Origin of the sequence: Nosocomiicoccus sp. HMSC09A07, assembly GCF_001808485.1 — a bacterium.
Taxonomy (GTDB): Bacteria; Bacillota; Bacilli; order Staphylococcales; family Salinicoccaceae; genus Nosocomiicoccus; species Nosocomiicoccus ampullae_A.
The window spans coordinates 32837-55065 of the sequence record NZ_KV793627.1 but is presented as its reverse complement, the minus strand read 5'-3'; the positions used below and the strand labels follow the sequence as shown (position 1 = coordinate 55065).

Annotated in this window: 26 protein-coding genes; 2 read left to right on the top strand and 24 right to left on the bottom strand. The window is 34.5% G+C overall.

Annotation, left to right across the window (positions count from 1 at the left end; translation table 11 throughout):
• The first annotated feature begins 103 nt into the window (after positions 1–103).
• Positions 104–346 (top strand): 30S ribosomal protein S20, encoded by a 243-nt coding sequence (gene rpsT / locus HMPREF3177_RS00995; protein WP_068128241.1) that lies wholly within the window; start codon positions 104–106, stop codon positions 344–346.
• A gap of 34 nt (positions 347–380) precedes the next feature.
• Here the strand turns inward: rpsT and holA are convergent, their stop codons facing one another.
• Entirely contained in the window at positions 381–1343 is a 963-nt protein-coding gene (gene holA, locus HMPREF3177_RS00990; protein WP_070456394.1) for a DNA polymerase III subunit delta, read from the bottom strand.
• An 84-nt stretch (positions 1344–1427) separates the two neighbouring features.
• On the opposite strand from holA, the gene HMPREF3177_RS08340 reads away from it, so the two are divergent.
• Positions 1428–1568: a YqzM family protein gene (locus HMPREF3177_RS08340; protein WP_083286812.1), complete on the top strand. Its 141-nt coding sequence runs from the start codon at positions 1428–1430 to the stop codon at positions 1566–1568.
• Between the two features lie 23 nt (positions 1569–1591).
• Here HMPREF3177_RS08340 and HMPREF3177_RS00985 read toward each other — a convergent pair whose 3' ends face one another.
• From HMPREF3177_RS00985 to HMPREF3177_RS00875, 23 genes are all read right to left on the bottom strand, one after another.
• The gene (locus HMPREF3177_RS00985; RefSeq protein ID WP_070456392.1) at positions 1592–3802 is read right to left on the bottom strand and encodes a DNA internalization-related competence protein ComEC/Rec2; all 2211 of its coding nucleotides are present in this window, start codon (positions 3800–3802) and stop codon (positions 1592–1594) included.
• Positions 3799–4263 (bottom strand): ComE operon protein 2, encoded by a 465-nt coding sequence (locus tag HMPREF3177_RS00980; protein WP_068128236.1) that lies wholly within the window; start codon positions 4261–4263, stop codon positions 3799–3801. The genes HMPREF3177_RS00985 and HMPREF3177_RS00980 overlap by 4 nt, the downstream gene beginning before the upstream one ends.
• Positions 4264–4273: 10 nt before the next feature.
• Positions 4274–4864 (bottom strand): helix-hairpin-helix domain-containing protein, encoded by a 591-nt coding sequence (locus HMPREF3177_RS00975; protein ID WP_148128587.1) that lies wholly within the window; start codon positions 4862–4864, stop codon positions 4274–4276.
• Positions 4865–4913: 49 nt separating this feature from the next.
• The gene (locus HMPREF3177_RS00970) at positions 4914–5585 is read right to left on the bottom strand and encodes a class I SAM-dependent DNA methyltransferase (RefSeq protein WP_168161293.1); all 672 of its coding nucleotides are present in this window, start codon (positions 5583–5585) and stop codon (positions 4914–4916) included.
• Positions 5586–5616: 31 nt separating this feature from the next.
• Complete coding sequence (gene rsfS / locus HMPREF3177_RS00965; RefSeq protein ID WP_102167356.1) at positions 5617–5952, bottom strand: ribosome silencing factor; 336 nt, start codon at positions 5950–5952, stop codon at positions 5617–5619.
• Positions 5953–5966: 14 nt separating this feature from the next.
• On the bottom strand, positions 5967–6524 hold the full coding sequence (gene yqeK, locus HMPREF3177_RS00960; protein WP_070456388.1) for a bis(5'-nucleosyl)-tetraphosphatase (symmetrical) YqeK: 558 nt from the start codon (positions 6522–6524) through the stop codon (positions 5967–5969).
• On the bottom strand, positions 6517–7080 hold the full coding sequence (gene nadD, locus HMPREF3177_RS00955) for a nicotinate (nicotinamide) nucleotide adenylyltransferase (protein ID WP_070456385.1): 564 nt from the start codon (positions 7078–7080) through the stop codon (positions 6517–6519). The genes yqeK and nadD overlap by 8 nt, the downstream gene beginning before the upstream one ends.
• Positions 7077–7370 (bottom strand): ribosome assembly RNA-binding protein YhbY, encoded by a 294-nt coding sequence (gene yhbY / locus HMPREF3177_RS00950; protein WP_068128226.1) that lies wholly within the window; start codon positions 7368–7370, stop codon positions 7077–7079. The genes nadD and yhbY overlap by 4 nt, the downstream gene beginning before the upstream one ends.
• On the bottom strand, positions 7367–8164 hold the full coding sequence (gene aroE / locus HMPREF3177_RS00945) for a shikimate dehydrogenase (protein WP_070456383.1): 798 nt from the start codon (positions 8162–8164) through the stop codon (positions 7367–7369). Before aroE ends, yhbY begins: the two co-directional genes overlap by 4 nt.
• A gap of 1 nt (position 8165) precedes the next feature.
• Positions 8166–9269: a ribosome biogenesis GTPase YqeH gene (gene yqeH / locus HMPREF3177_RS00940; protein ID WP_070456381.1), complete on the bottom strand. Its 1104-nt coding sequence runs from the start codon at positions 9267–9269 to the stop codon at positions 8166–8168.
• Positions 9270–9800 (bottom strand): YqeG family HAD IIIA-type phosphatase, encoded by a 531-nt coding sequence (locus HMPREF3177_RS00935; protein WP_070456379.1) that lies wholly within the window; start codon positions 9798–9800, stop codon positions 9270–9272.
• Positions 9801–9976: 176 nt separating this feature from the next.
• Positions 9977–10675 (bottom strand): 5'-methylthioadenosine/adenosylhomocysteine nucleosidase, encoded by a 699-nt coding sequence (locus HMPREF3177_RS00930; protein WP_083286810.1) that lies wholly within the window; start codon positions 10673–10675, stop codon positions 9977–9979.
• Positions 10668–11147 carry a transcription elongation factor GreA gene (gene greA, locus HMPREF3177_RS00925; RefSeq protein ID WP_040928411.1) on the bottom strand — a complete coding sequence of 160 codons (480 nt, stop codon included), beginning with the start codon at positions 11145–11147 and terminating at the stop codon, positions 10668–10670. The genes HMPREF3177_RS00930 and greA overlap by 8 nt, the downstream gene beginning before the upstream one ends.
• A gap of 12 nt (positions 11148–11159) precedes the next feature.
• Positions 11160–11768 (bottom strand): O-methyltransferase, encoded by a 609-nt coding sequence (locus tag HMPREF3177_RS00920; protein WP_068128217.1) that lies wholly within the window; start codon positions 11766–11768, stop codon positions 11160–11162.
• Between the two features lie 93 nt (positions 11769–11861).
• Positions 11862–12986 (bottom strand): endolytic transglycosylase MltG, encoded by a 1125-nt coding sequence (gene mltG, locus HMPREF3177_RS00915; protein ID WP_068128215.1) that lies wholly within the window; start codon positions 12984–12986, stop codon positions 11862–11864.
• 52 nt (positions 12987–13038) lie between these two features.
• Entirely contained in the window at positions 13039–13347 is a 309-nt protein-coding gene (locus tag HMPREF3177_RS00910; protein ID WP_068128213.1) for a DUF1292 domain-containing protein, read from the bottom strand.
• A gap of 12 nt (positions 13348–13359) precedes the next feature.
• Positions 13360–13782, bottom strand: coding sequence for a Holliday junction resolvase RuvX (ruvX, locus tag HMPREF3177_RS00905; RefSeq protein ID WP_068128211.1), 423 nt, complete (start codon positions 13780–13782; stop codon positions 13360–13362).
• On the bottom strand, positions 13775–14038 hold the full coding sequence (locus HMPREF3177_RS00900; RefSeq protein ID WP_070456376.1) for an IreB family regulatory phosphoprotein: 264 nt from the start codon (positions 14036–14038) through the stop codon (positions 13775–13777). The genes ruvX and HMPREF3177_RS00900 overlap by 8 nt, the downstream gene beginning before the upstream one ends.
• Positions 14039–14098: 60 nt before the next feature.
• On the bottom strand, positions 14099–16726 hold the full coding sequence (alaS, locus tag HMPREF3177_RS00895; RefSeq protein WP_070456374.1) for an alanine--tRNA ligase: 2628 nt from the start codon (positions 16724–16726) through the stop codon (positions 14099–14101).
• Positions 16727–16948: 222 nt separating this feature from the next.
• Entirely contained in the window at positions 16949–19315 is a 2367-nt protein-coding gene (locus tag HMPREF3177_RS00890) for an SF1B family DNA helicase RecD2 (RefSeq protein ID WP_246827332.1), read from the bottom strand.
• Entirely contained in the window at positions 19315–19959 is a 645-nt protein-coding gene (locus HMPREF3177_RS00885) for a tetratricopeptide repeat protein (protein ID WP_070456370.1), read from the bottom strand. Before HMPREF3177_RS00885 ends, HMPREF3177_RS00890 begins: the two co-directional genes overlap by 1 nt.
• Positions 19956–21062, bottom strand: coding sequence for a tRNA 2-thiouridine(34) synthase MnmA (mnmA, locus tag HMPREF3177_RS00880; protein WP_070456368.1), 1107 nt, complete (start codon positions 21060–21062; stop codon positions 19956–19958). The genes HMPREF3177_RS00885 and mnmA overlap by 4 nt, the downstream gene beginning before the upstream one ends.
• 14 nt (positions 21063–21076) lie before the next feature.
• Positions 21077–22189 carry a cysteine desulfurase family protein gene (locus tag HMPREF3177_RS00875; RefSeq protein WP_070456365.1) on the bottom strand — a complete coding sequence of 371 codons (1113 nt, stop codon included), beginning with the start codon at positions 22187–22189 and terminating at the stop codon, positions 21077–21079.
• Positions 22190–22229: the final 40 nt, after the last annotated feature.

Genomic DNA, 22229 nt, shown 5'->3' with positions numbered 1-22229 from the left:
ATCAATTCATTTTGAAAGTGTACATTGCATTACACTTGTAAATCTGATAGAATATTTTTGTTGCAATCAAAGTTGTACAACTTTTAACTCTGGAGGTGCAAACATGGCTAACATTAAATCAGCAATTAAACGTGTTAAAACTACACAAGCAGCTACTGAACGTAACATTGCTCAAAAGAACGCAATGCGTACTGCAATCAAAGCTGCAGAAACTGCGAAAGAGAACAACGCTGAAAATGTTGAAGAATTAGTAAACAAAGCAATCAGCTTAGTTGATAAAGCTTCTAACAAAAACTTATTACACAAAAATAAAGCAAGTCGTTTAAAATCTAAACTTGCTAAGTAAAGAAAACTTCCTAATTTTAGGAAGTTTTCTTTTTTTATATTTTGCTTATGAATACTTCAAATAAAGCTTCGCTATCTAAATACGTTGATTTTAACTCATAATCCATATCTCTAATTAACACCATTTTTTGAAGTAATACTTCTAACGGATACTGATTGACTTGAGACATCGCTAATTTCACACGATACGGATGCACTTTTAAACGACTACTAATTTCATCTTGACGCATTCCCTCGTTCATTAAAATCTTCGTTTGATAATATAACCTAAACTGTGACGAGATTAGCCCGAGTAATTTAATAGGCTCTTCTTTTTGTAATATTAAATCTCTAAATACATCGACCGCTTCACGCTTTTGATTTTTAAGAATAAAGTCTGTTAAAGAAAACACGTTTGCTTCTAAACTTTTACTAACTATAATATTCACGTCTTCAACTGTAATTATATCGTGGGCAAACAACATCAACTTTTCTAACTCATTTTTAACAATCGTATAATTCGCACCTGTACGATTTAGTAATTCATTTACTGCATCGTTTCGAATTGTCAAACCTTCACTTTTAACAGCGTCGTTAATATGTTGAACGAGTTCACGTTCATTCATTTCTTCACACTCAATGATTTTCCCTTGTTTTTTTATGAGTTTCGTAATCTTTTTTCGGTTGTCTAATTTTTCAGCAGATGTCACGAAAATGAGTAACGTATCGTCTTCTTTGTCCTCGATATATTGGATCATTTTATCGATGTTGTGATCGATAGACGTTCTCTTCTTTTCGGCTGTAAATAAAAATGCATCTTTTACAATCACGACTTTTCGATCCGATAAAAACGGTAGCGTAATACACTCTTCGATAATATGTTCAATCTCTGTTTCGATATAATCAAAGACGATTCGATTAAAGTCATCGACTGTTGCTAAATAGTCTTTCGTTAACTTATTGACTGTTTCGTCTATACGCACTCTATTCTTTCCGTATACTAAATAGAGTTTTTCCATGTAATCACCATTCTTAATTGAATTCACTATAGATTTTTCTCTAACTCTATTCTATACTATAAATAAGTAATAGGGGGTTATGTCATGAATAAATTTGAAAAAAATGTACAATCTAAAAATAACGACGTAATCGATTCAGGACTTGCATTTTTAGTCGGACTTTTAGGATTCACTGCAGTCTATGTGATTGCACAAATTTTCCAAATCGTCGCGAGTTTTAACTAGAGCTAATTTTATTAGCTCTTTTTTTATTTATAACAACGGTTCTCTATCTTTCGTAATTTATGTTTTGTACAATAGCCATTCTTTTTAAAAGTAATCTCGACCATCCCGGATTCTTTAGTACTTACAATTTCCTTATTGTACTTGGTGAGTAAATCCGTTACCTCTTTATGCGGATGCCCATATGAATTATTTACCCCACTCGATATAAGTGCTAAATTAAATTCTCTTTCTACAAGATCCACGCCGGTACTCGTATTCGAACCGTGGTGGCCAATTTTTACGATATCTATTTTGTTCACATTTTTTAATATTTCTTCTTCATACTCTACACTTAAATCTCCGAGCATTAGTATATGATAGTCAAATAGATTTACATCTAGCACAATCGACTGGTCATTTGAATTATTTGTATGAATGATTGTATTGACATTTTTTAAAGTTATACGCTTAAACTTTAACTCACTTACTTCTGTAGAGTAAAGGATATTTGATTCACTAAATTGTTTTAAATATCCTTCAGTAAGCTTTTCATCTCGCGGGTTTATATATACGTTCTTAATCGGCAGTTTACTACTAATATAAGTCGCTTCACCCATATGGTCGTTGTCCATATGACTAATGACGAGTAAGTCTATTTTTCTTATACCATTTTCTTTTAAATACGGTAAAATCGTTTTTTCTGCAAGTCGAATTTCATAATCATTTCTATAAAATTTGCCACCAGTATCTACGAGAATTGTTTGATTGTACTTTTCATCGATGATTAAAAACGCATCCCCTTGTCCGACATCGACCATTACAAATTTTATATTGTCTTTAAAGTTAAACGACGATAATAATAAAAATACAATAAATATTAACGTCATTCGAATTATTTCTTTGAGACTTTTTGTCAGTACAGTTCTTATATGAAAATAGCTAATAATCGCTAATATGACGATAAATATCGACGATATGTTTTTTATCGGCAAACGGTGTTCAATTACATTCCCTAAATAAAGTATGAGTGATGTATTCGTTGAAAAGATTAAGTGTAGAAGATAATCAAAACATTCCGGAAGATACGTAAATAGACTCATGTTAAAAATAAAAACAGAAGGGAAAATGACAAAACTGAATATTGGACCGAATATTAAGTTCATTACAATTCCACTGATCGACACTTCGTTAAAGTGAAATAGTATTAAAACAATTGTACACACTTCACATATTACAGTAACAATTATCATTTGTATGAAAGGTTGTCTATCATTAAAGAAATGACGGCTAAGAATAATTGTGAACGTCGTAATATATGACAACTGAAAACCTGCATGAAAAATTATATAAGGATGAATTACAAATTGAATAATTGCAGTTAAACTGATGATCGCTAAATACGGTTTTTTATTAAAATAACTCGTAATAATGAGTAACACTGCCATAAGTACAGCTCGAAGTACACTTGGAGAAAATATATTAATCATTAAAAATATAAGTAAACATATGACTACGAGTGCTTTAACATATTCAATCGGTAGTCTAAATCGTGTAAATAAAAATATCAGTACCATCGTAATATACGCAACGTGTGTACCTGAAATCACGTATAAATGGTAAATACCGAGCTTTTGAAGTGCTGAAAAGAATTGTGAATCTAGCATCATCTTATTACCGATTGACAGCATTAATATATCCCCGGTGTACGGATAATTACTAATCTTTAAAACTTTTTCGGTATACTTATATTTTAAATTATTGATTTTCATCTTTACTGTTTTCTTCGTTTCTGAACAGTTTGAACGATCGTCTTTCACATAAATACTTCCAACTACGTTAGAAATTTTCATCGATAACGCTTGATTACGTTTAATAAAATTTCTTTCAATATTTGGTTTCACGACTTCAAAATCGCCATTACACATTGTACCGATTGGAAGGAGTGCTTCATTCTCCATATAAACATAAAAACGATAATTTTCATATTCACCAATATAAGAAATCGTATCGTTATTATATTTGTAGTCTGATATTGTGAAGTAATCAATAGTCTCCTCTTTAAAGGTATCTCTATTAGAATAGAAATATGTACTAGAAATAATTACAGAAATTAAAATTAACGTATATACGATATAACTAAATCTCTGTATAAAGACGATATATGTAATAATGACCATAAAAAATAACCCTAGCAGTGGAATTTTCACGATTAACGCTCCACTGACTAAGGCTAAAAAAATTAAAAATAAAATCATAATTTCACTTTTAAGTATTCATATATTTTATCGACATCTAAATCGATCTGTGTATATTTAACACCTGTCTTATCGAGTAATTCAATTGCATACGGATGGTTTTTATACGACTCTCTATAATAAATGTTTTTAATACCTGCTTGAATTAATGCTTTTGTACAATGTATACATGGGAAGTGTGTTACGTATATCGACGCATTCTCTGTCGATACTCCGTTTTTAGAACATTGAAGTAACGCGTTAACTTCTGCGTGAATCGTACGAATGCAGTGACCATCTTCTAAATAACAACCGACGTCTATACAGTGATCTTCTCCACTTACTGAACCGTTATACCCACCAGCAATAATACGGTTATCTTTAACAATTGTAGCCCCTACACTTAAGCGTTCACACGTTGAACGTAGTGCGAGTAACATCGCCTGAGCCATAAAATATTCGTGCCAATTGATACGCTCCACAGTTTCACCCCTAAATTTCTATATCATTTTCTAAGTTTTCAAACGTTTTTTGACCAATACCAGGTATGTTCATTAAATCTTCTTTCTTTTCAAACAAACCATTCTCTTCACGATAATTAATAATCGTTTCAGCTTTCTTTGCACCGATTCCATTTAACGTCATCAGTTCGTCTTTACTCGCTTTATTTATGTTGACGATATGGCTACTTGAAGTTTCACGCTCTGTTTCGATTATTTCACCTTTTGCTGGTACATAAATGCTCATTTCATCTCTTAACTTTTCTGATTGATTAATTTGGTTTAAGTCTGCAGAGTCAAGTGGTTCACCGAGTAATATAATGTCTTTAACTCTCGCGTCCTTTGGCATTTCATATACATTTGGATGCTTAACAGCACCTTTTATTTCAACAAATATTGAGTTTAGACTCATAGTATCTACTTCTTCTTCGACTTGTGCATGTACACTATTATCTACTTCTACAGGTGTTGTATATTCAAAATCATCTGTCGTTTTAAAAAATAAAATAAACATGATGACTGCTATAATACCTAGTGCAGCAGTAGAAATAATCGTTTTATATTTAAAAAATAATTCAGTCATAAGACACCTCTTTATATACATATGCTGTCAAAAGCTGAATTATCTTTTTTTATTTTTTTACGATGTAAAAAGTGCGTTCTGAATAGTCTCGAATAGTTCCATCAGAATCGAAATCACTAAACGCTTTTACTAATTTAAAATTCAGTGCCTGTAATACATTTAACACAGTATCATGAGTAAATGTTCGTTGATAATGAGATTCAAAATATCTTTCATATAAATCATCTTCGTTTTTAATAAAAAACGTTAGCTCATGATGAAGAGACAAATCATCATCTTTTACTGTATTCCAAATATAGACGAAATCATCACTTTCATCCGTAAACATTTCGCCTTCAATCATCGCATTTACTTTACTCTCACTATGAATATCAAAAATAAAGACTCCGTCGTCATTTAAATGTTCGTATACATTTAGAAGAACGCGTTTAAATGAATCTAAGTCTTCGACATAATTTAAGACGTCGACTGTCGCGATTACCAAATCAAATGATTCATTTAGCTTAAAATTTTTCATATCATTAACAAAATATTGACTAGAGTCATCATTTCTCGTGGCGATTTCAATCATCGTTTCAGAATTATCGATCCCTATCTTTTTAGGTGCAGTTAACTGTTTTAAAATTTCACCTGTACCACATCCAACATCTAGAATTGACGTGTTTTTGTTAAATGGTTCTATAATATCAATCCATAAACTGTATGGGATGTCATAATTCATAGCTTCGTATAAATAGCTAAACGCCTCATACTTAGAGCTCAACCGCTTCACCATCATAATATAGACGCTCTAAGTTATAGTACTCACGCTCTACTTTTGTAAAGATATGTGCGATAACATCTCCTAAATCGACTAGAATCCATTTACCTTCTCGCGATCCTTCAACCGAAACTTGGAGGTCGTTATCTTCTGCAAGTGCTTCTAAAGCACCTGCAATTGCTTTTACTTGACGGTCTGATGATCCGTGACAAATGAATACGTAATCCGCAATTGTACTCGATTCTCTAACATCAAATACTCGAATATCTTCCGCACGTTTACCATCGACTGCATCAATTGCTAAATCTAATAATGTTTTACTTTCCAAAGTATCCATCCTTTTTAATTATAATAGTTATAACACTTAAACGTTTCACTATATATTTTTACACCTTGTTCTGCTAAATAACAGATATTTCTTCTCGTAATTTCAAATACCGCACGTTCTAAATCGTGATCGTTATATACGATATCTCTAATGTCTTCAACACCAGGTGTTGTTCGAGCGGGTTCAATATAATCTGCGACAAAAATAATTTTTTCAACTAAATTCATGTCTGCACGACCAGACGTATGATTTTTAATAGCGAGAAGAATTTCTTCATCGTGAATATTAAACTCTTTTTCCATTAAAAATGCTGCGATAGGTCCATGTAAAATCGCACTCGTGTATAGTTGTAGTTCGTCATCTAAACTATTCTCTTTAACGATTTCATGCATATCATTTAAGTCGTCATACTTACAGTAATCATGTAAAAGACCAGCAAGATGACATTTCTTTTCATCTGCTTTAAACAATCGTGCCATTAAAACGGCCGTTTCAGCAACACGCAAGGAATGTGCGAATCGCTTTTCAGGCAACTTTTCTTGTACGAGTTGTTTTGCTTCAAGCTCATTCATATAGCTCGTGCTCCTTAATATAATCATATACGTCCTTATGAACGAGATGACTATAATAATCGTCATTTCCGATACGTTTACGTATTTCGCTAGAACTCACTTCAATTATAGGTACTGTTGCTGTTAGAAATGGTGCAGTAATATTTGTCTCTTCCATCGTACGTTTTAATACAATAAACTGCGCAATTTCAAGTAGTTCCTCGTGCTTATACCATCTATCAAATGCGTGAAACTGATCTTCTCCCATAATAAAATAGAGTGTATCATTCGGGAACTTTTCTTTTAAATAACACATCGTATCATACGTATAGCTTTTACCTTTATGTTCAAGTTCGAACATGTCAATAGAAATAAAGTCTAAATCTTTAGTCGCACGTTCAATCATTTTTAAGCGGTCCGATTCATGAATCGGACGGTCCGCTTTATGTGGTGATTGAAATGCTGGGACGATAATTACTTCATCTAAATCAAAATGACGTTTTGCTTCAACGATTAAATGAGTATGCCCGATATGAATCGGGTCTAGTGTCCCACCAAACACTCCGATTTTTCTCATGGTAATTGAATCGTCTTCTCTTCTTTGTTTTCTTTATACAAAACGATAATACTTCCGATAATTTGAACTAAATGACTGTCTGTACCAGACGCTAATTTCTCAGCGATCTCTTTTTTGTCGTACGGACAGTTTTGAAGTATAGAAATTTTTAATAGTTCATGACTATTAAAGTAATCGGAAATTTGATCGTTGAATTCATCAGTTACACCTAATTTACCGACTTGAAAGACCGGTTTTAAATCATGTGCAAGTTTTCTTAAATATCTTTTTTGTTTACCAGTTAATGTCATCCATTATTCTCCTTTAAATACGTTCGCAATACTGACTTTACTTCTTCTCTATCTCCTACTTTTCCTGTCCATATTTCATATGACATCATCGCTTGATTTACGAGCATATCAAGCCCATTAAATGACGTTTTAAAATATGACATAAAAGGAGTGACTGCAGGATTATAGATTAAATCATAACCTACTGTACTTTCTATATTGTTCAGTTGATTTAGTTTAAACGTTTGAAAAGCATCTTCACTCTTTAAACCGAGTGGTGTTGCATTTATAACAATATCAAACGCCCCACCTTCAAACTCATCAATTGTTAACGCTGTAAAATCATGAGTTCTAAAACTTTGAAAACTTTCTTTACGGCGCGTAACAATTGTCACTTTAGAACCGAGCTCAAGGTGTGCAAGACACACTGCTTTTGACGCACCACCCGCACCTAGTATTAAAACGTTATCGTGTTTCATATCGTTGTCAATAATCGTTTGTTTATATCCAGATACATCTGTATTATACCCGTATAATTTATGATCTATTCGTTTAACTGTATTTACTGCGTAAATTTCCTTCGCATGACCATCTATCTCATCTAGATATTGGATAATTTCTTCTTTATGAGGTACCGTCACGTTTATGCCTAAAAGATTTTCTTTTTTCATAATTGCATCAATATTTTTTAGTTGCTCAGGTGTAATTTCTAATTTACCGTAGTTTAATGGATCATCGTTCTTTTTAAAATTAGTATTATGAATCAGTGGTGAATACGTATGATGTATTGGATAACCAATGACTGCATAGTTCATTTTACTTATCCTTAAATACCGTATGGCGTGCAATCACTTTTACACCTTTAGGTACTGTAACGTTTACTGTGATATCTTTATCCACTGTTATAAAACATAATCCACTAATTAAAATATCACTACGAACGTCTGTTTTAAATGTATATGTCTCACTATTATCAAGTAAAATAGGAGACTCTAATTCTGGTGGTGCAAGTAATCCATTGTAATGCTTACGATAAAATTCTTTCGCATTATCTAGTTTCGTACGATGAACGACAAGCTTATCACTACGATATATTGTAAAACTAGAGCGATTACCTGTTACAAAATCAATTTGTGCCAAGTTTGAAACAAATAAAGTTTGTCCTTCGTCTAATTGATATGTGAGTGGCTTAATTTCTTTTTTAGGCATAATATGTTTTACGTCGTCTAGATATAACACCGTACTCATCGCACTTTTTGCAATAACTCCAGGAGTATCATACATAAACTGATTATTTCCAAGAGGTATATCGATCATACCAAGTGTCGTTCCAGGGATATTAGACGTCGTAATCACTTCTTTTTCACCTGTTGTTGCTTCTATTAATTTATTAATTAACGTAGATTTACCAACGTTTGTCGTACCAACTACATATACATCTTTACCTACGCTATATTGATTGATTTGTTCGATCAAATCATCTAATCCAAAACCTTTTGCACCTGAAACAACGACTGTTTCATTGGCAATAATTCCTTCATCTGCAAGCATCTTTTTAAGGCGATTCAATAAACGACTCACATTAGTAGATTTAGGAAGAAGATCAATTTTATTTACCGCAACGATAATTTTCTTATTTCCAACGATACGGTTAAACGATGGAATAATACTACCTTCAAAGTCAAACACGTCGATCACTTTAACGATAACTCCGTCTTTTTCATAAATCGAGTTTAACATCGTCATAAATTCACCAGATTCAATGTTGACGTCAGGTGTCTCATTATAATTTTTTAAACGAAAGCAACGTCTACAAATGACGTCTTCTTCGTGAATACGGCTTTTTGGTACAAACCCGCTTTCATTTTCATCTTCAGACTGTAGTACTGCGCCGCAGCCGATACATTTATATTCAGTCATTTAATAGTTCCTCCAATTTAGTAAGTCCTCATCAGCTATCCATTTCATAATACGTCGTTCCATACGGCGGTTAAACTTCGTAACAAAAGCGTCTTTCTCTTTTACAGGTAACACTAAAATACTATCGATTCCAGTTCTATTGGCACCGAGTACGTCTGTCATCACTTGGTCTCCAATCATTACAACTGCTTTCTTCTTCACACCGAGCTCTGTAATTCCTTTATGGAAGCCTCGCATTGCTGGTTTTCTCGCTGTATGAATGTACTTCAAATCTGAGTCTTTACAAAAGCGTTCGACCCTATTTTCTCTTCCGTTAGATAGAATAAGAACTTGAATACCATCTTCTTGTAACGTTTCTATCCATTCGATGACTTCATCGTTAATATCTGGATCATCAAAAGCGACGAGTGTATTGTCTAAGTCAATCATCACTGCAGTTTTGTCATGTGATTTTAAATAATCAGATGTAATGTCAGTAAAACGATTGACGTAATCACTTGGCAAAAAATAATCTTTTAACACAGTTTTCATATCATTAACCTCTTAATTTTTAAAAATAAAAAGCGCCCAAAAAAGGCGCCGTCTCAATTACTCTTCAATTCCTTGTGTGTGTTCAACTTCAGTTTCTTTATAAATAAAGAAACCAACAATTGTAGTTACAATTAAGGCAAAAACCATAAGAAATAGCATTACTTTACCCCTCCGAATCACAGTTTCTCTAATACTAATTTTACCGTGTTAGATGAGTGAATACAAGCTTTTCTAAGAAACTCATCATAGTTCATATCCGCTGAACCATCTGCTTTGTCACTCATCGAACGTAATATTAAATACGGTGTTTTAAATTGATAACACGTTTGTGCAATCGCAGCAGATTCCATATCGACTGCTTTTGCATTACTGAACGCATTTAAAATCTTTTGTTTTTTATCATCTGTGTCGATAAATTGATCGCCACTAACGACTTCACCGACTGTATAGTTAATTTCATTGTATTCATTAAGTGCAAGTTTCGTAGCTTCTATAAAGCGCGTATCTGCTTCAAAGTTGAGTGGCATTGATGGTACTTGCCCTATTTCATAACCAAATGTTGTCGCTTCAACATCGTGGTGCGCAGTATGACTGCTTATGACCATATCTAAAATATCGAGTTCTTCAGCTAAACTACCAGCAACACCAGTATTAATGATCACATCTACGTTAAAAGTTTGTATTAATAACGCTGTAATAATCGATGCATTTACTTTACCGATCCCACTTTCAACGAGAACGATATTTTTATCTTGTAACGTACCTTCATAAAACTCAACGTGAGCAATATTAACAGTACGTGTAATGTCCATGTCATTTTTTAATATCTCTACTTCCGGTTGCATTGCTCCAATAATACCAATTGTATTAGTCAATTTTAACGATTTTCACTTTCATTTCGTTACCGTTTGGAAGTGGTACGTTTACTTCATCGTTTAATTTTGAGCCGATTAATGCGCCCGCAATCGGAGACTCATTTGAAATTTTACCTTCAAATGGATCTGCCTCTGCAGAACCGACGATTTTATAAGATTCTTCAGGTCCATTTGGTAACTCTTTAAATGTTACTGTTTTACCAATTTGAACTTCTGTATTATCGACGTTTTCTTCGATAATTTTAGCGTAACGAATCATCTCTTCAATTTTAGAGATTTCTTGCTCTACGAAACCTTGTTCATCTTTTGCTGCATCGTACTCAGAGTTCTCAGAAAGGTCTCCAAAACTACGTGCAACTTTAATCTTTTCAACGACTTCAGGTCGTTTTACTGTTTTTAAATGATCGAGTTCTTCTTGAAGTTTGTCAAATCCTTCTTGTGTCATTGGGTATTCTTTATTATTTAAATCCATGTTTTCACTCCGTTATTTACTTATAATTAATAGTCCATCGCCGACATTTAAAAATGACGCTGACGGATAGTTTTCATAAATGTATTCGTTAAATTGACGTACTTTATCACGTAGTTTAATTTTGTTTTTACTATGTAGATTCTCTTCTACAATTTGACCACGTAATAATATATTATCGACAACGATAATACCATCATCCGTAAGTAGTGGACTGTACTTTTCAAAGAAGAGCTTATTGTTACCTTTCGATGCATCGATAAAAAGCAAATCAAATGTATCTTCTAATTCGACTTCTTTTGCATCACCGAGTATACCATTCACTCTTTCACTTACACCGTGTTTTAAAAAGTTTTCTTTTGAAATGTCATATGAAGCTTCATCTTTCTCAATCGTCGTTAATGTAATATCTTTGTTGACACTGAGCATATGAAGTCCACTATATCCGATTGCTGTTCCGATCTCTAATATTTTTTTACGACGTGTTAATTGAATGAGTTGTTTTAATACAGTCAGTGCATCGCTATCGATAATTGGTACACGATTATTTACAGCGTACTCATAAACGTCTTGAAACGACTCAGTTTTTGTGTTCAATTGTTTTAAATATTCTTCTATAGTCATGTTTTCACCACAAAAATATACAACCGGCAAATCAATGCCAGTTGTAGATATTAGTTAGATATTAACATAAAGTTTTAAAAAGAGAAAGCGAAATCAGTCACCTTCTATATACTTTTCACGATTCTCTTGGTGTTCTTCATATGTTTCAGCGAAATGGTTAACTCCATCCTTATCAGCTAAGAAGTAGTAGTAATTCGTATTCGCTGGATTTAATACACTTTGAACGGACTCAGTTCCAGGTGCACCGATTGGCCCTGGTGTTAATCCTTTATGAATATATGTGTTAAACGGATCATCGACTTCTAAGTCTTCGTATAAGACGACTTCTTTATGAATGCCTTTTGCGTATAAAACAGTCGGGTCCGTTTGAAGAGGCATCGATGGATTTTCAGCCATTCTGTTTAAAAACACACTCGTAATTTTAGCGCGATCAGCTAAACTCGTCGCTTCTTTTTCTACAAGTGAAGAGAATGTTAAGAATTCATGGAATGATAACTCTTCATTTTCTCCTTCATAGTTCACAGTGTATGTGACAGATTTATATAAGTTAAACGTATTACTTCGCGTGGCGTTTAACATTTGACGCACTAACTTATCTAAATCCGGCTGCTCTTCAGTGATATCGTAAGTCGCTGGATATAAGTACCCTTCGAGCGGATATTTAATATCTTCATCAAATATTTCATCCGTTAACATGTCTTTATAATCTTTTTGCAACTCTTTTAAATATTCTTTGTCTTGAACTAAGTTTATAAACTCATCTTTTTCAACTGGAAGTACTTCTTGTACGAGATCTCCAATTTCATCGACAGTATACCCTTCAGGCACTGTTAATTTATAATGCACCTCTTCGTACAACACACCAGTTTCTAATGTTTTTGCAATTGTTTCATAATCCATAGAAGGCGAAAGTTCAAATTCTCCCGCTTGATAGTTTGAAATGCTATTAAGTCTTAAGTAAAGTTTAAAAAACTTACTGTTTTTAATAATCCCTTTCTCTTCTAACATATTACTAATATCAGTCGATGAAGAACCTGCTGGAACTTCAACTCGTACGACCTCGGTTGAATCTTTGTCTAACGGCTTCATACCTTGCTTAATGTAAAACACGCCAAACAATGCTCCTAAAACGAGCATTGCAATAATCGCAAGGACGATGATTACCGATACATAAGATGATACGTTTTTTGAAAATCTTAAATCATCATTGTTTGTCATAATTTCTCCTTATTTTTAAAAATTGCTCCCGAATTCACGGAAGCAATTATAATTATTCTTCAATATCGTCAAAGTTTGTGTTTACGATTTCTTCAATCATGTCCCACTCTTCATCAGATTCAACTGGTGCAAAGCGGTAATTTTCACCATCGTCTAAAGGTTCAGCAATCATAGGAATTAATTCGATTTGCTCGTCATCATCTTCAGAGTTATAGTTGCTTTCTTCTGCAACAATTACGTATGTTTTGTCAAATCCTGGATGATGAAACTCCATTAATTTTCTGTAAAGTGTTTCATTACCTTCTTCATCGACAAGCGTCATTAACTCATCATCTGTGTTTAATTCAAATTCATTTGACATTAATATTCTCCTTTAATTAAATCGGTCTAAGTACCCTTGTAGTATAAATACTGCAGCCATTTTATCGATCACTTTACTACGTTTTTTCCTCGATAAATCCGCTTCAAGAAGCGTGCGTTCTGCGGCCATCGTACTGAGTCGTTCATCCCACAATTCAACTTGAATTGTCGGAAACTTTTCTTTTAAAAGTTCAGAAAAATGAATCGAACGTTCGCCACTTTCACCGACTGAGTTATTCATGTGCTTCGGTAAACCGACGACAATCGTCGTAATATTTTCATCTTTAATAATTTTTGCTAGATCATTTAGACCAAAATCATTTTGTGCCGTATCGACCTTTAAAGTTGTTAACCCTTGTGCTGTCCAGCCTAAACTATCACTCACTGCAACACCAATCGTTTTAGTACCTACATCTAACCCAAGTGTTTTACTCATTGAGTTCACGTGTAATATAACTTTTCACGAGCACTTCCATAATCTCGTCACGTTCAATATGACGAATTTGGTTTCTCGCTTCGTTATGGCGCGGAATAAATGCCGGGTCACCACTTTGTAGATATCCTACAATTTGGTTTACAGGATTGTAGCCGCGTTCTTCAAGTGTTTTATATACATTCGAAAGGACGTTCTTGATATTCTCATTTTGTGCTTCTTCAATGTTAAACTTCACTGTCTTATTTAAATTATCCATGCAGTAACACTCCTCGACTACTTAAGTTAGATAGTGTTATTATAACAAATTATTATATTATTAAAAACCATTTAGATAATCTTTAACGATTTGTAAAGCTTCTGACATATTTTCAGTGTTCGTTCCGCCGCCTTGTGCCATGTCCGGGCGACCGCCACCTCTACCGTCAACGGCTTCAGCCATTTGTTTCATAATATCTCCAGCTTTTACGACTGATGTTTTATCTTTAGGCACCGTAACGATCATCGATACTTTACCGTCAACATTTGAAATGAGTGCGATAATGCTTTCTTGGTTTTTAGATTTAATGACATCCATCGTCTCACGTAGTTCTTTCACACTATCTACTGAAACTTCTGTCGCGATTAAATTAAATCCGTTAATGTCGAACGTTGCATCTGTTAAATCAGATAATGCATCTTTTTGAAGTTCTGATTTTAATGACTTTACTTCTTTCTCTAGTTGCTTCTTATCTTCAATTAATTGTTCGAGTTTAGAAATTGTATTTCCTGATTTTGCTTTTAAGTGCGTATTTACGTCTTCAAGTACGTTGTCTTTATCTTCATAATATTCAACCGCATATTTTGAAGTGACCGCTTCGATACGTCTTACACCAGCACCAATTCCACTTTCTGAAATGATTTTAAAGAGTCCAATTTCTGATGTGTTTCTAACGTGGACACCACCACATAATTCAACGGAATACTGATCGATATCAACAACTCTAACAATATCTCCATACTTTTCACCGAATAATGCCATTGCCCCTTTACGTTTTGCGTCTTCAATTGGCATCTCGTTAATGTCTACGTAAAGTGAATCAAAGATTTTTTCGTTTACGATACGTTCAATCTCTTTTACTTCTTCTTTTTTAAGACCTTCAAGATGTGTAAAGTCAAAGCGTAGACGTTCTTTTTCAACGAGTGAACCTGCTTGATTCGCATGCTCTCCAACGACGTCTTTTAATGCTTGGTGTAGTAAATGTGTTGCTGTATGGTTTTTAATGATAAAGTTACGGCTTTCACGATCCACTGTTAACTCATATGTTTCACCTGTTGTTATGACTCCTTCAGTAACAGTTACTGTATGGATGTTTTGTCCGTTTGGTCCTTTATATACATTTTTAACTTCCATTGTACCGTGTTCATTTTTAATGACACCGATGTCTGCAACTTGTCCACCACTCACTGCATAAAACGGTGTTTTATCAAAAATTACGTCGACGTCATTACTTCCGTCATAATGATTGACAACTTCATCATTTGAAACGATGTAAAGCAGTTCAGCAGTTTCATTTAAGTGAGTATACCCTGTAAAGATACTCTCCTTATCTAATTTCTGGTACGTTTCTGATTGTACGTTCATCGATTCAGAAGATTTTCGCGCAGCGCGTGCACGTTCTCTTTGTCGTTCCATCTCTTCTTTAAAACCATCAAGATCAACAGCAAGTCCGTCTTCTTCTGCGTACTCTACTGTCATTTCAACAGGAAATCCAAACGTATCATATAGTTTAAATGCATCTTTACCACTAATTACTTCATCTTCTTTTAATGCTTTTTCTTTAACTGTACGGTAAATTTCAATACCTTCGTCAAGCGTTTGTAAAAATCTCGATTCTTCTTGTTGAATTACTTTTTTAATAAAGTCTTTATTTTCACCAATTTCTTTATAGAACGCGTTCATAACGTCGTCTACGACGTCAACTAATTTATATAAGAACGTTTCGTTAATCCCGAGTTCTTTTGCGTAACGCGTTGCACGACGAATGAGTCTTCTAAGCACGTATCCACGTCCCTCGTTGCCAGGTAACGCACCGTCACCAATCGCAAATGCAACTGTACGGATATGGTCACTAATAACTTTAAACGCAACGTCATCCTTATCGTTATCACGATAAGTTTTACGAGAAGCTTTCTCGATTTCATTAATAATCGGAATAAATACATCCGTATCAAAGTTTGTTGGTACGTTTTGGATTACGCTCGATAATCTTTCAAGCCCGAGTCCTGTATCAATGTTTTGACTTGGAAGTGGCGTATATGAATGATCGCTATTATGGTTAAATTCAGAGAATACTAAGTTCCAAATTTCTAAGTAACGTTCGTTTTCTCCACCTGGATACATTTCTTCTCTTGGTGTATCTCCTTCATATGATTCCCCACGGTCGTAGAATATTTCAGAGTTTGGTCCACATGGCCCTTCACCGATATCCCAGAAGTTTCCTTCAATACGGATAATTCGGCTTTCTTCAATACCAATTTTATCTTTCCAAATATGATATGACTCATCATCTTCAGGGTGAATCGTCACGTATAATTTATCTACTTCAAAGTTTAACCATTGATCACTCGTTAAAAATTCCCAAGCAAATTCAATTGCTTCCTCTTTAAAATAGTCACCGATTGAAAAGTTACCAAGCATTTCAAAGAACGTATGGTGTCTCGCTGTAAAACCGACATTTTCAATATCATTCGTACGAATCGACTTTTGCGCGTTTACAATTCTTGGGTTGTTTGGCTTTTCAGTTCCATCAAAATACTTCTTTAACGTTGCCACACCTGAGTTGATCCACAGTAACGTGTCGTCGTTAACTGGTACTAAGCTTCTACTCGGTTCAATGTTGTGTCCTTTTGTTTCGAAAAAGTCTAAAAACATTTGACGTAGTTCGTTTGTTGAGATTTGTTTCATTTTAATTCCTCCTAAAATAAAAAATAGAATTCGCCCTTATTAAAAAGGGGCGAATTCTATCCGCGGTACCACCCAAATTATGAATGTTATTCATCACTTTAAGTATATAGTTGTGTGCACAAAGATCGATGCATTGCTCTCATCTACCGCAACGTTTCTGTATTTTCATCGAATAAAATAGTTCTAATATCAGTATAATTATAAAAATCATACGTCTTAAAGTCAATTGAAATCATATGGTGAAACACCTGACATGTTAATCATCGGGTCGATTCTTTTTTGCATGATTAATTCCATCGTTAACATATGATTATCTATTTCTTCAATTGTCTCTTTTACATCTGTTTGTTTAAACATTTCTTTTAAATACGTTTTTAACATCGTTTGACGTTCGATACCTTCTTGGTTAATTGCATGGATAAAGGAATCTGGTTCACCGCATAAGACGAGGGATTCTTTTGCGCGCGTAATACCAGTATAAATAATATTCTTTTGTAACATATGATAATACTGTCTGACGATTGGCATAATGACAATTCGGTATTCACTACCTTGTGCTTTATGGATACTCGTACAATATGCGTGAGACAACTCTGAGTAATCTTTACGTTCATATACGATTTCTTGACCTAAAAAGTCTACCGTAATCGATTCTTTTGTGCCCGTTTTATCGTCTCGATATGTAATTTCTGTAATGATTCCACTGTCACCGTTAAACACATTATCTTCACGACGATTTTCAAGTTGAATGACTTTATCGTTTTCTCTATATATCTTATCTCCGAACTCGACTTCTTTTTTGTCTTCACTTGGAGGATTTAATACTTTTTGAATCGTTTGATTTAACACATTTATACCGGCAGGTCCTCTATAAATCGGTGCAAGCACTTGAACATCTTGCATCGTATACCCCTTTTTAACCGCACCCTTTACGACGATGTCAACAATATTTATAATGCCACTCGCGTCCGTTTGGAAAAAAGTACGATCTGGATGTCTCTCTAAAATATTTACTGGCAAGTTATTGTTAATTTGATACGCAAGTTGGATAATCGACGACGATTCCATTTGCCTGTATATCTTTTTTAAAATTGTCACGGGCACAGATTGTGATTCTATTAAATCTTTAAACACTGTTCCAGGACCGACTGACGGTAACTGAGCATCATCTCCAACGAAGACGATTTGCGTTTCTGGCAATACGTTTTTAATAAACTGATAAAACAACCACGTATCGACCATCGACATCTCATCGACGATTATTAAATCTGCATCGATAATATTGTCTAATATATCTGTCTCTTCAGTATCACGACCATATCCAATTAACCGGTGAATTGTCGACGCGTCTATACCTGTTGCGTCTTTCATTCGTTTTGCTGCACGTCCTGTTGGTGCGGCAAGCTTTATTGGATACTCTTCACCTTCAAAGTCGATAAACTTATCTATATTATGTAGGATTCTATACACCTCAATAATCCCTGAAACAATTGTTGTTTTACCTGTCCCTGGTCCACCTGTTACGACAGATATCGGATTAAGAATCGCATGCTTTATTGATTTTTGTTGTTCATCATTAAATGTAATTTCTAGTGACTTCTCGACTTGTGAAATCACTGTTTCAATACGTGAATTACTATACGATTCTACTTTTAGTTGACTAAGTCCATAAACTTTTTCAGCAGATTTACGTTCGCTAATAAAAAACAATTTTAACGTCACTTTATTGTCTCTTATTACTAATTCATCTTTTTCAGCGAGCTCGTCAATACGTTTATGAATGTCAGATGCTGAAAAATAAATCGAACGGTCATTTAACAAATTTAAAGATAAATCGATTAAATCATTTAACTCTACGTAAGTATGACCGACTTCATTTAACTCTGTCTCTAATGCGTATTTAATTCCTGCATCGATTCTTTCGGTTGAATTTGGTTCGATACCTGCTTTAATTGCGATTTCGTCTGCCTTTTTAAATCCGATACCGAATATGTCTTCGACGAGTTTGTATGGATTATTTTGTAGAATATTTAATATGTCTTCTTTATATGTATCGATAATTTTCGCGCGTTTTGATGGTGCAATACCAAGCTCAATCATCATTAAATCCGCACGTGTCGTCGATTCGTTTTCAACGACTGTTCGGTATATTGTTTCTTTTCGTTCTTTTGTCAGACCATTTACCCGGTCTAAATTCGACTTGCTTTCTAATATGAGTTCTAACGTCTTATCACCGAGCGTATTTACGATGTTTTCTGCTGTTTTTTGACCGACACCTTTAAATTTTTCACCAGACAAATATTGGATAATTCCTTCTTTTGTCTGTGGGACATTCTTTTTAATTTGCCGTGCACTAAACTGTTTACCAAACCGTGCATGTTCGACAATTTCGCCTGTAAATGTGTACGTTTCATGTTCATCGACATGATGAAAATTCCCAGTGATGATTGTCTCTTCTTTTAATTCTGTGTTCGTTTCATCGATCAAAACACGCATGACGTAGAAGTGATTATCATCATTATGAAATATTATTTTGTCGACTGTTCCAGTAACGAATAAATCATCTTCTATCGTCAATTGTGTCATCATTATCCCTCGTTTATATTTTTTATGCCGTTATGTGCAAGTATATGGTCTGGTTTGATTTGAATTGCTTTTTCAAAATGTCTTTTTGCTGCATCTTTATCGTCATATTTTGTCCATTTAATAAGTCCTAAGTTATATTCTGCGTCGGCAAAATCGTATTTGTCCGTAATATTCGTGAGTAAAATTTCACCTTGATCAAGTAAACCGAGTTGACAAAGTGTTAACGCATATTGAAATACGAGTTCATAGTCTTCTTTATCTGCTCTATACATCGCTTCAAAAAACGGAATGGACATACTTAAATTTCCTTCATGGACATGCGTCATCGCGAGTAAATAGTTAATGTCTTTGTCTTCATTAAACGTATCATAAATACTTAAGAGTAGCGTACGTGCATCTCTATATTTCCCTTCATTAAAATACATATTGCCGAGCGTAAAATATGCCGCAGAATTATTTTTGTCAAGTTCAATTGCTTTTAGTAAGAAGTTGTTCGCCTCTTCAAGTTTACCGATGTTATATAGAACCGAACCTCCGTTAATATAGTGCGCCGGATTTGTCGGATCCTCTTCAATAGAATCAAAAATTTTCTTTAACGCTGTTTCATAATCGCCTGCTTGAATAGAATCTTCGTATTTAAAACTCATGCTAAATACTCCAGTTTCTCTTCTCCGTTAAACACTTCGTCAATCGTCGCGCCACCAATTACTCTGTCACCGTCATATAATACGACTGCTTGGCCAGGTGTGACTGCGCGCTGTGGTGCTTTAAACGTTACTAAAATTTTATTGTCATCTATCTTTTTAACAGATACGGCACTATCCGCTTGACGATATCTAAACTTCGCATTTGCATCAAATTCGTCAGGCATATCATTAATGAAGTTAACGTCTTCAGCGATAAGACTCGTTGAGTATAATTTCTCATTATGGAATCCAGTAACGACGTATAATTCGTTCTTTTCTAAGTTTTTACCTGCGACAAAGTATGGTCCGCCTGGCCCACCAATTCCTAAACCTTGGCGTTGACCGATTGTGTAGTACATAATTCCGTCGTGTTCGCCTTTTTCTTCGCCAGTTTCCATGTCGATTATTTTTCCTGGTTTAGCTGGTAAATAATTTGAAAGGAATGTTTTAAAATCTCTTTCTCCGATAAAACAAATTCCTGTGGAATCTTTTTTATCTTTCGTTGCGAGATCGAATTTATGTGCAAGTGCACGAACTTCTTTTTTATCAATTTCACCTAACGGGAATAGTGTTTTACTTAACTGTTCTTTCGTTAATTGATTTAAAAAGTATGTTTGGTCTTTATTGTCGTCGACACCTTTAAGCATCGTCACTTCACCTTCGTGATTCACTCTCGCATAGTGCCCTGTTGCTACAAAATCTGCACCGAGTTTCATCGCGTGATCTAAAAATGCTTTAAACTTAATTTCTTTATTACACATAACGTCAGGATTTGGTGTACGTCCACGTTTATATTCTTCTAAAAAGTATTCGAATACTCTATTGTAATATTCTTTTTCAAAGTTGACTGAATAATACGGTATGCCGATTTGTTCTGCGACTTTTCTGACGTCTTCATAGTCTACTGTCGCTGTGCAAACACCAAACTCATCCGTATCGTCCCAGTTTTTCATAAATATGCCGATGACGTTATACCCTTCGTCTTTTAACAGTTTCGCTGTTACTGAAGAGTCTACGCCTCCACTCATTCCAACGACGACTGTCGTATCTTCTTTTCTCTTCATTTCTATTCAATCCTTTATTTTAATCGTTCATATAGTTTCTTTAATGCTTCTATCGTTTTATCAATATCATCTTCAGTCGTTAAATGACTAAAACTAATTCTAAGTGAATGTGCCGCACGGTTTTCATCATACATTTTTGTAATAACGTGTGACGGTGTTACAGTTCCAGCGTTACATGCACTACCACCTGATATATAAATGCCCTCTATGTCTAGCGCAGTCAGTAAAAGTTCTGTTTCAGAAAACGGAACGTAAATGTTTAAAATATGAGGTGATTGACTGTTTAAATCACCATTTACTTTAAACTCAACGCCCGCTTCGTTTAAGCCATCTATGAGTATTTCTTTACGAGATAAAATCACGCTGTTTCTTTCATCTTTTAACTGAACCGCTTCTTTTACAGCTTCACTCATCGCGTAACTGTAAAGCAAGTTCTCAGTACCTGCACGGCGTTCCCTTTCTTGTTTACCACCGACGAGTTGTGCGTGTAAGTGCGTGCCGCTTCTTACATATAATACTCCGACACCTTTTGGTGCATATAATTTATGACCACTCATACTCATTAAGTCCACACCTAAATCGTCGACATTCACGTCTACGTGACCGACTGCTTGTGCAGCATCAACATGAAGTAGCACGCCTTCTGGTAGTCTTTCTTTAATCTCTTTTACTGGTTGAATCGCACCTGTTTCGTTGTTGACGTAATGTAATGAAACGAGCGTTGTATTTTCATCGATTTCCTTATTTAATTCGTTTAAATCTATGAGACCATTTTCTTGAATAGGTACATAATTTACATGTGTTTTTAACCCTTTAACCGTTTCTAATATCGACATATGCTCTACTTCTGTCGTAATTACATTAACTTCTCTATTAAAGTGAGAGAGTGTCCCTCGAATGGCTAAGTTGTTAGACTCTGTTGCACCACTCGTAAATATAATCTCCTCAGGTTTTGCACCGATTGCTTCAGCGATTTTTTGTCGATTCTCTTCTAAAAACGCCTTAGCTTCTTTACCGATTCGGTGAATACTTGACGGATTTCCATATATATTAGAATGCTCTAGCATTCCTTTGATGATTTTTTTATCGACTGGTGTTGTTGCAGCATAATCTAAATAAACAGCCATAACACTTCTCCTTTAAAACTTAGTTCAGTAGAGATTTTAC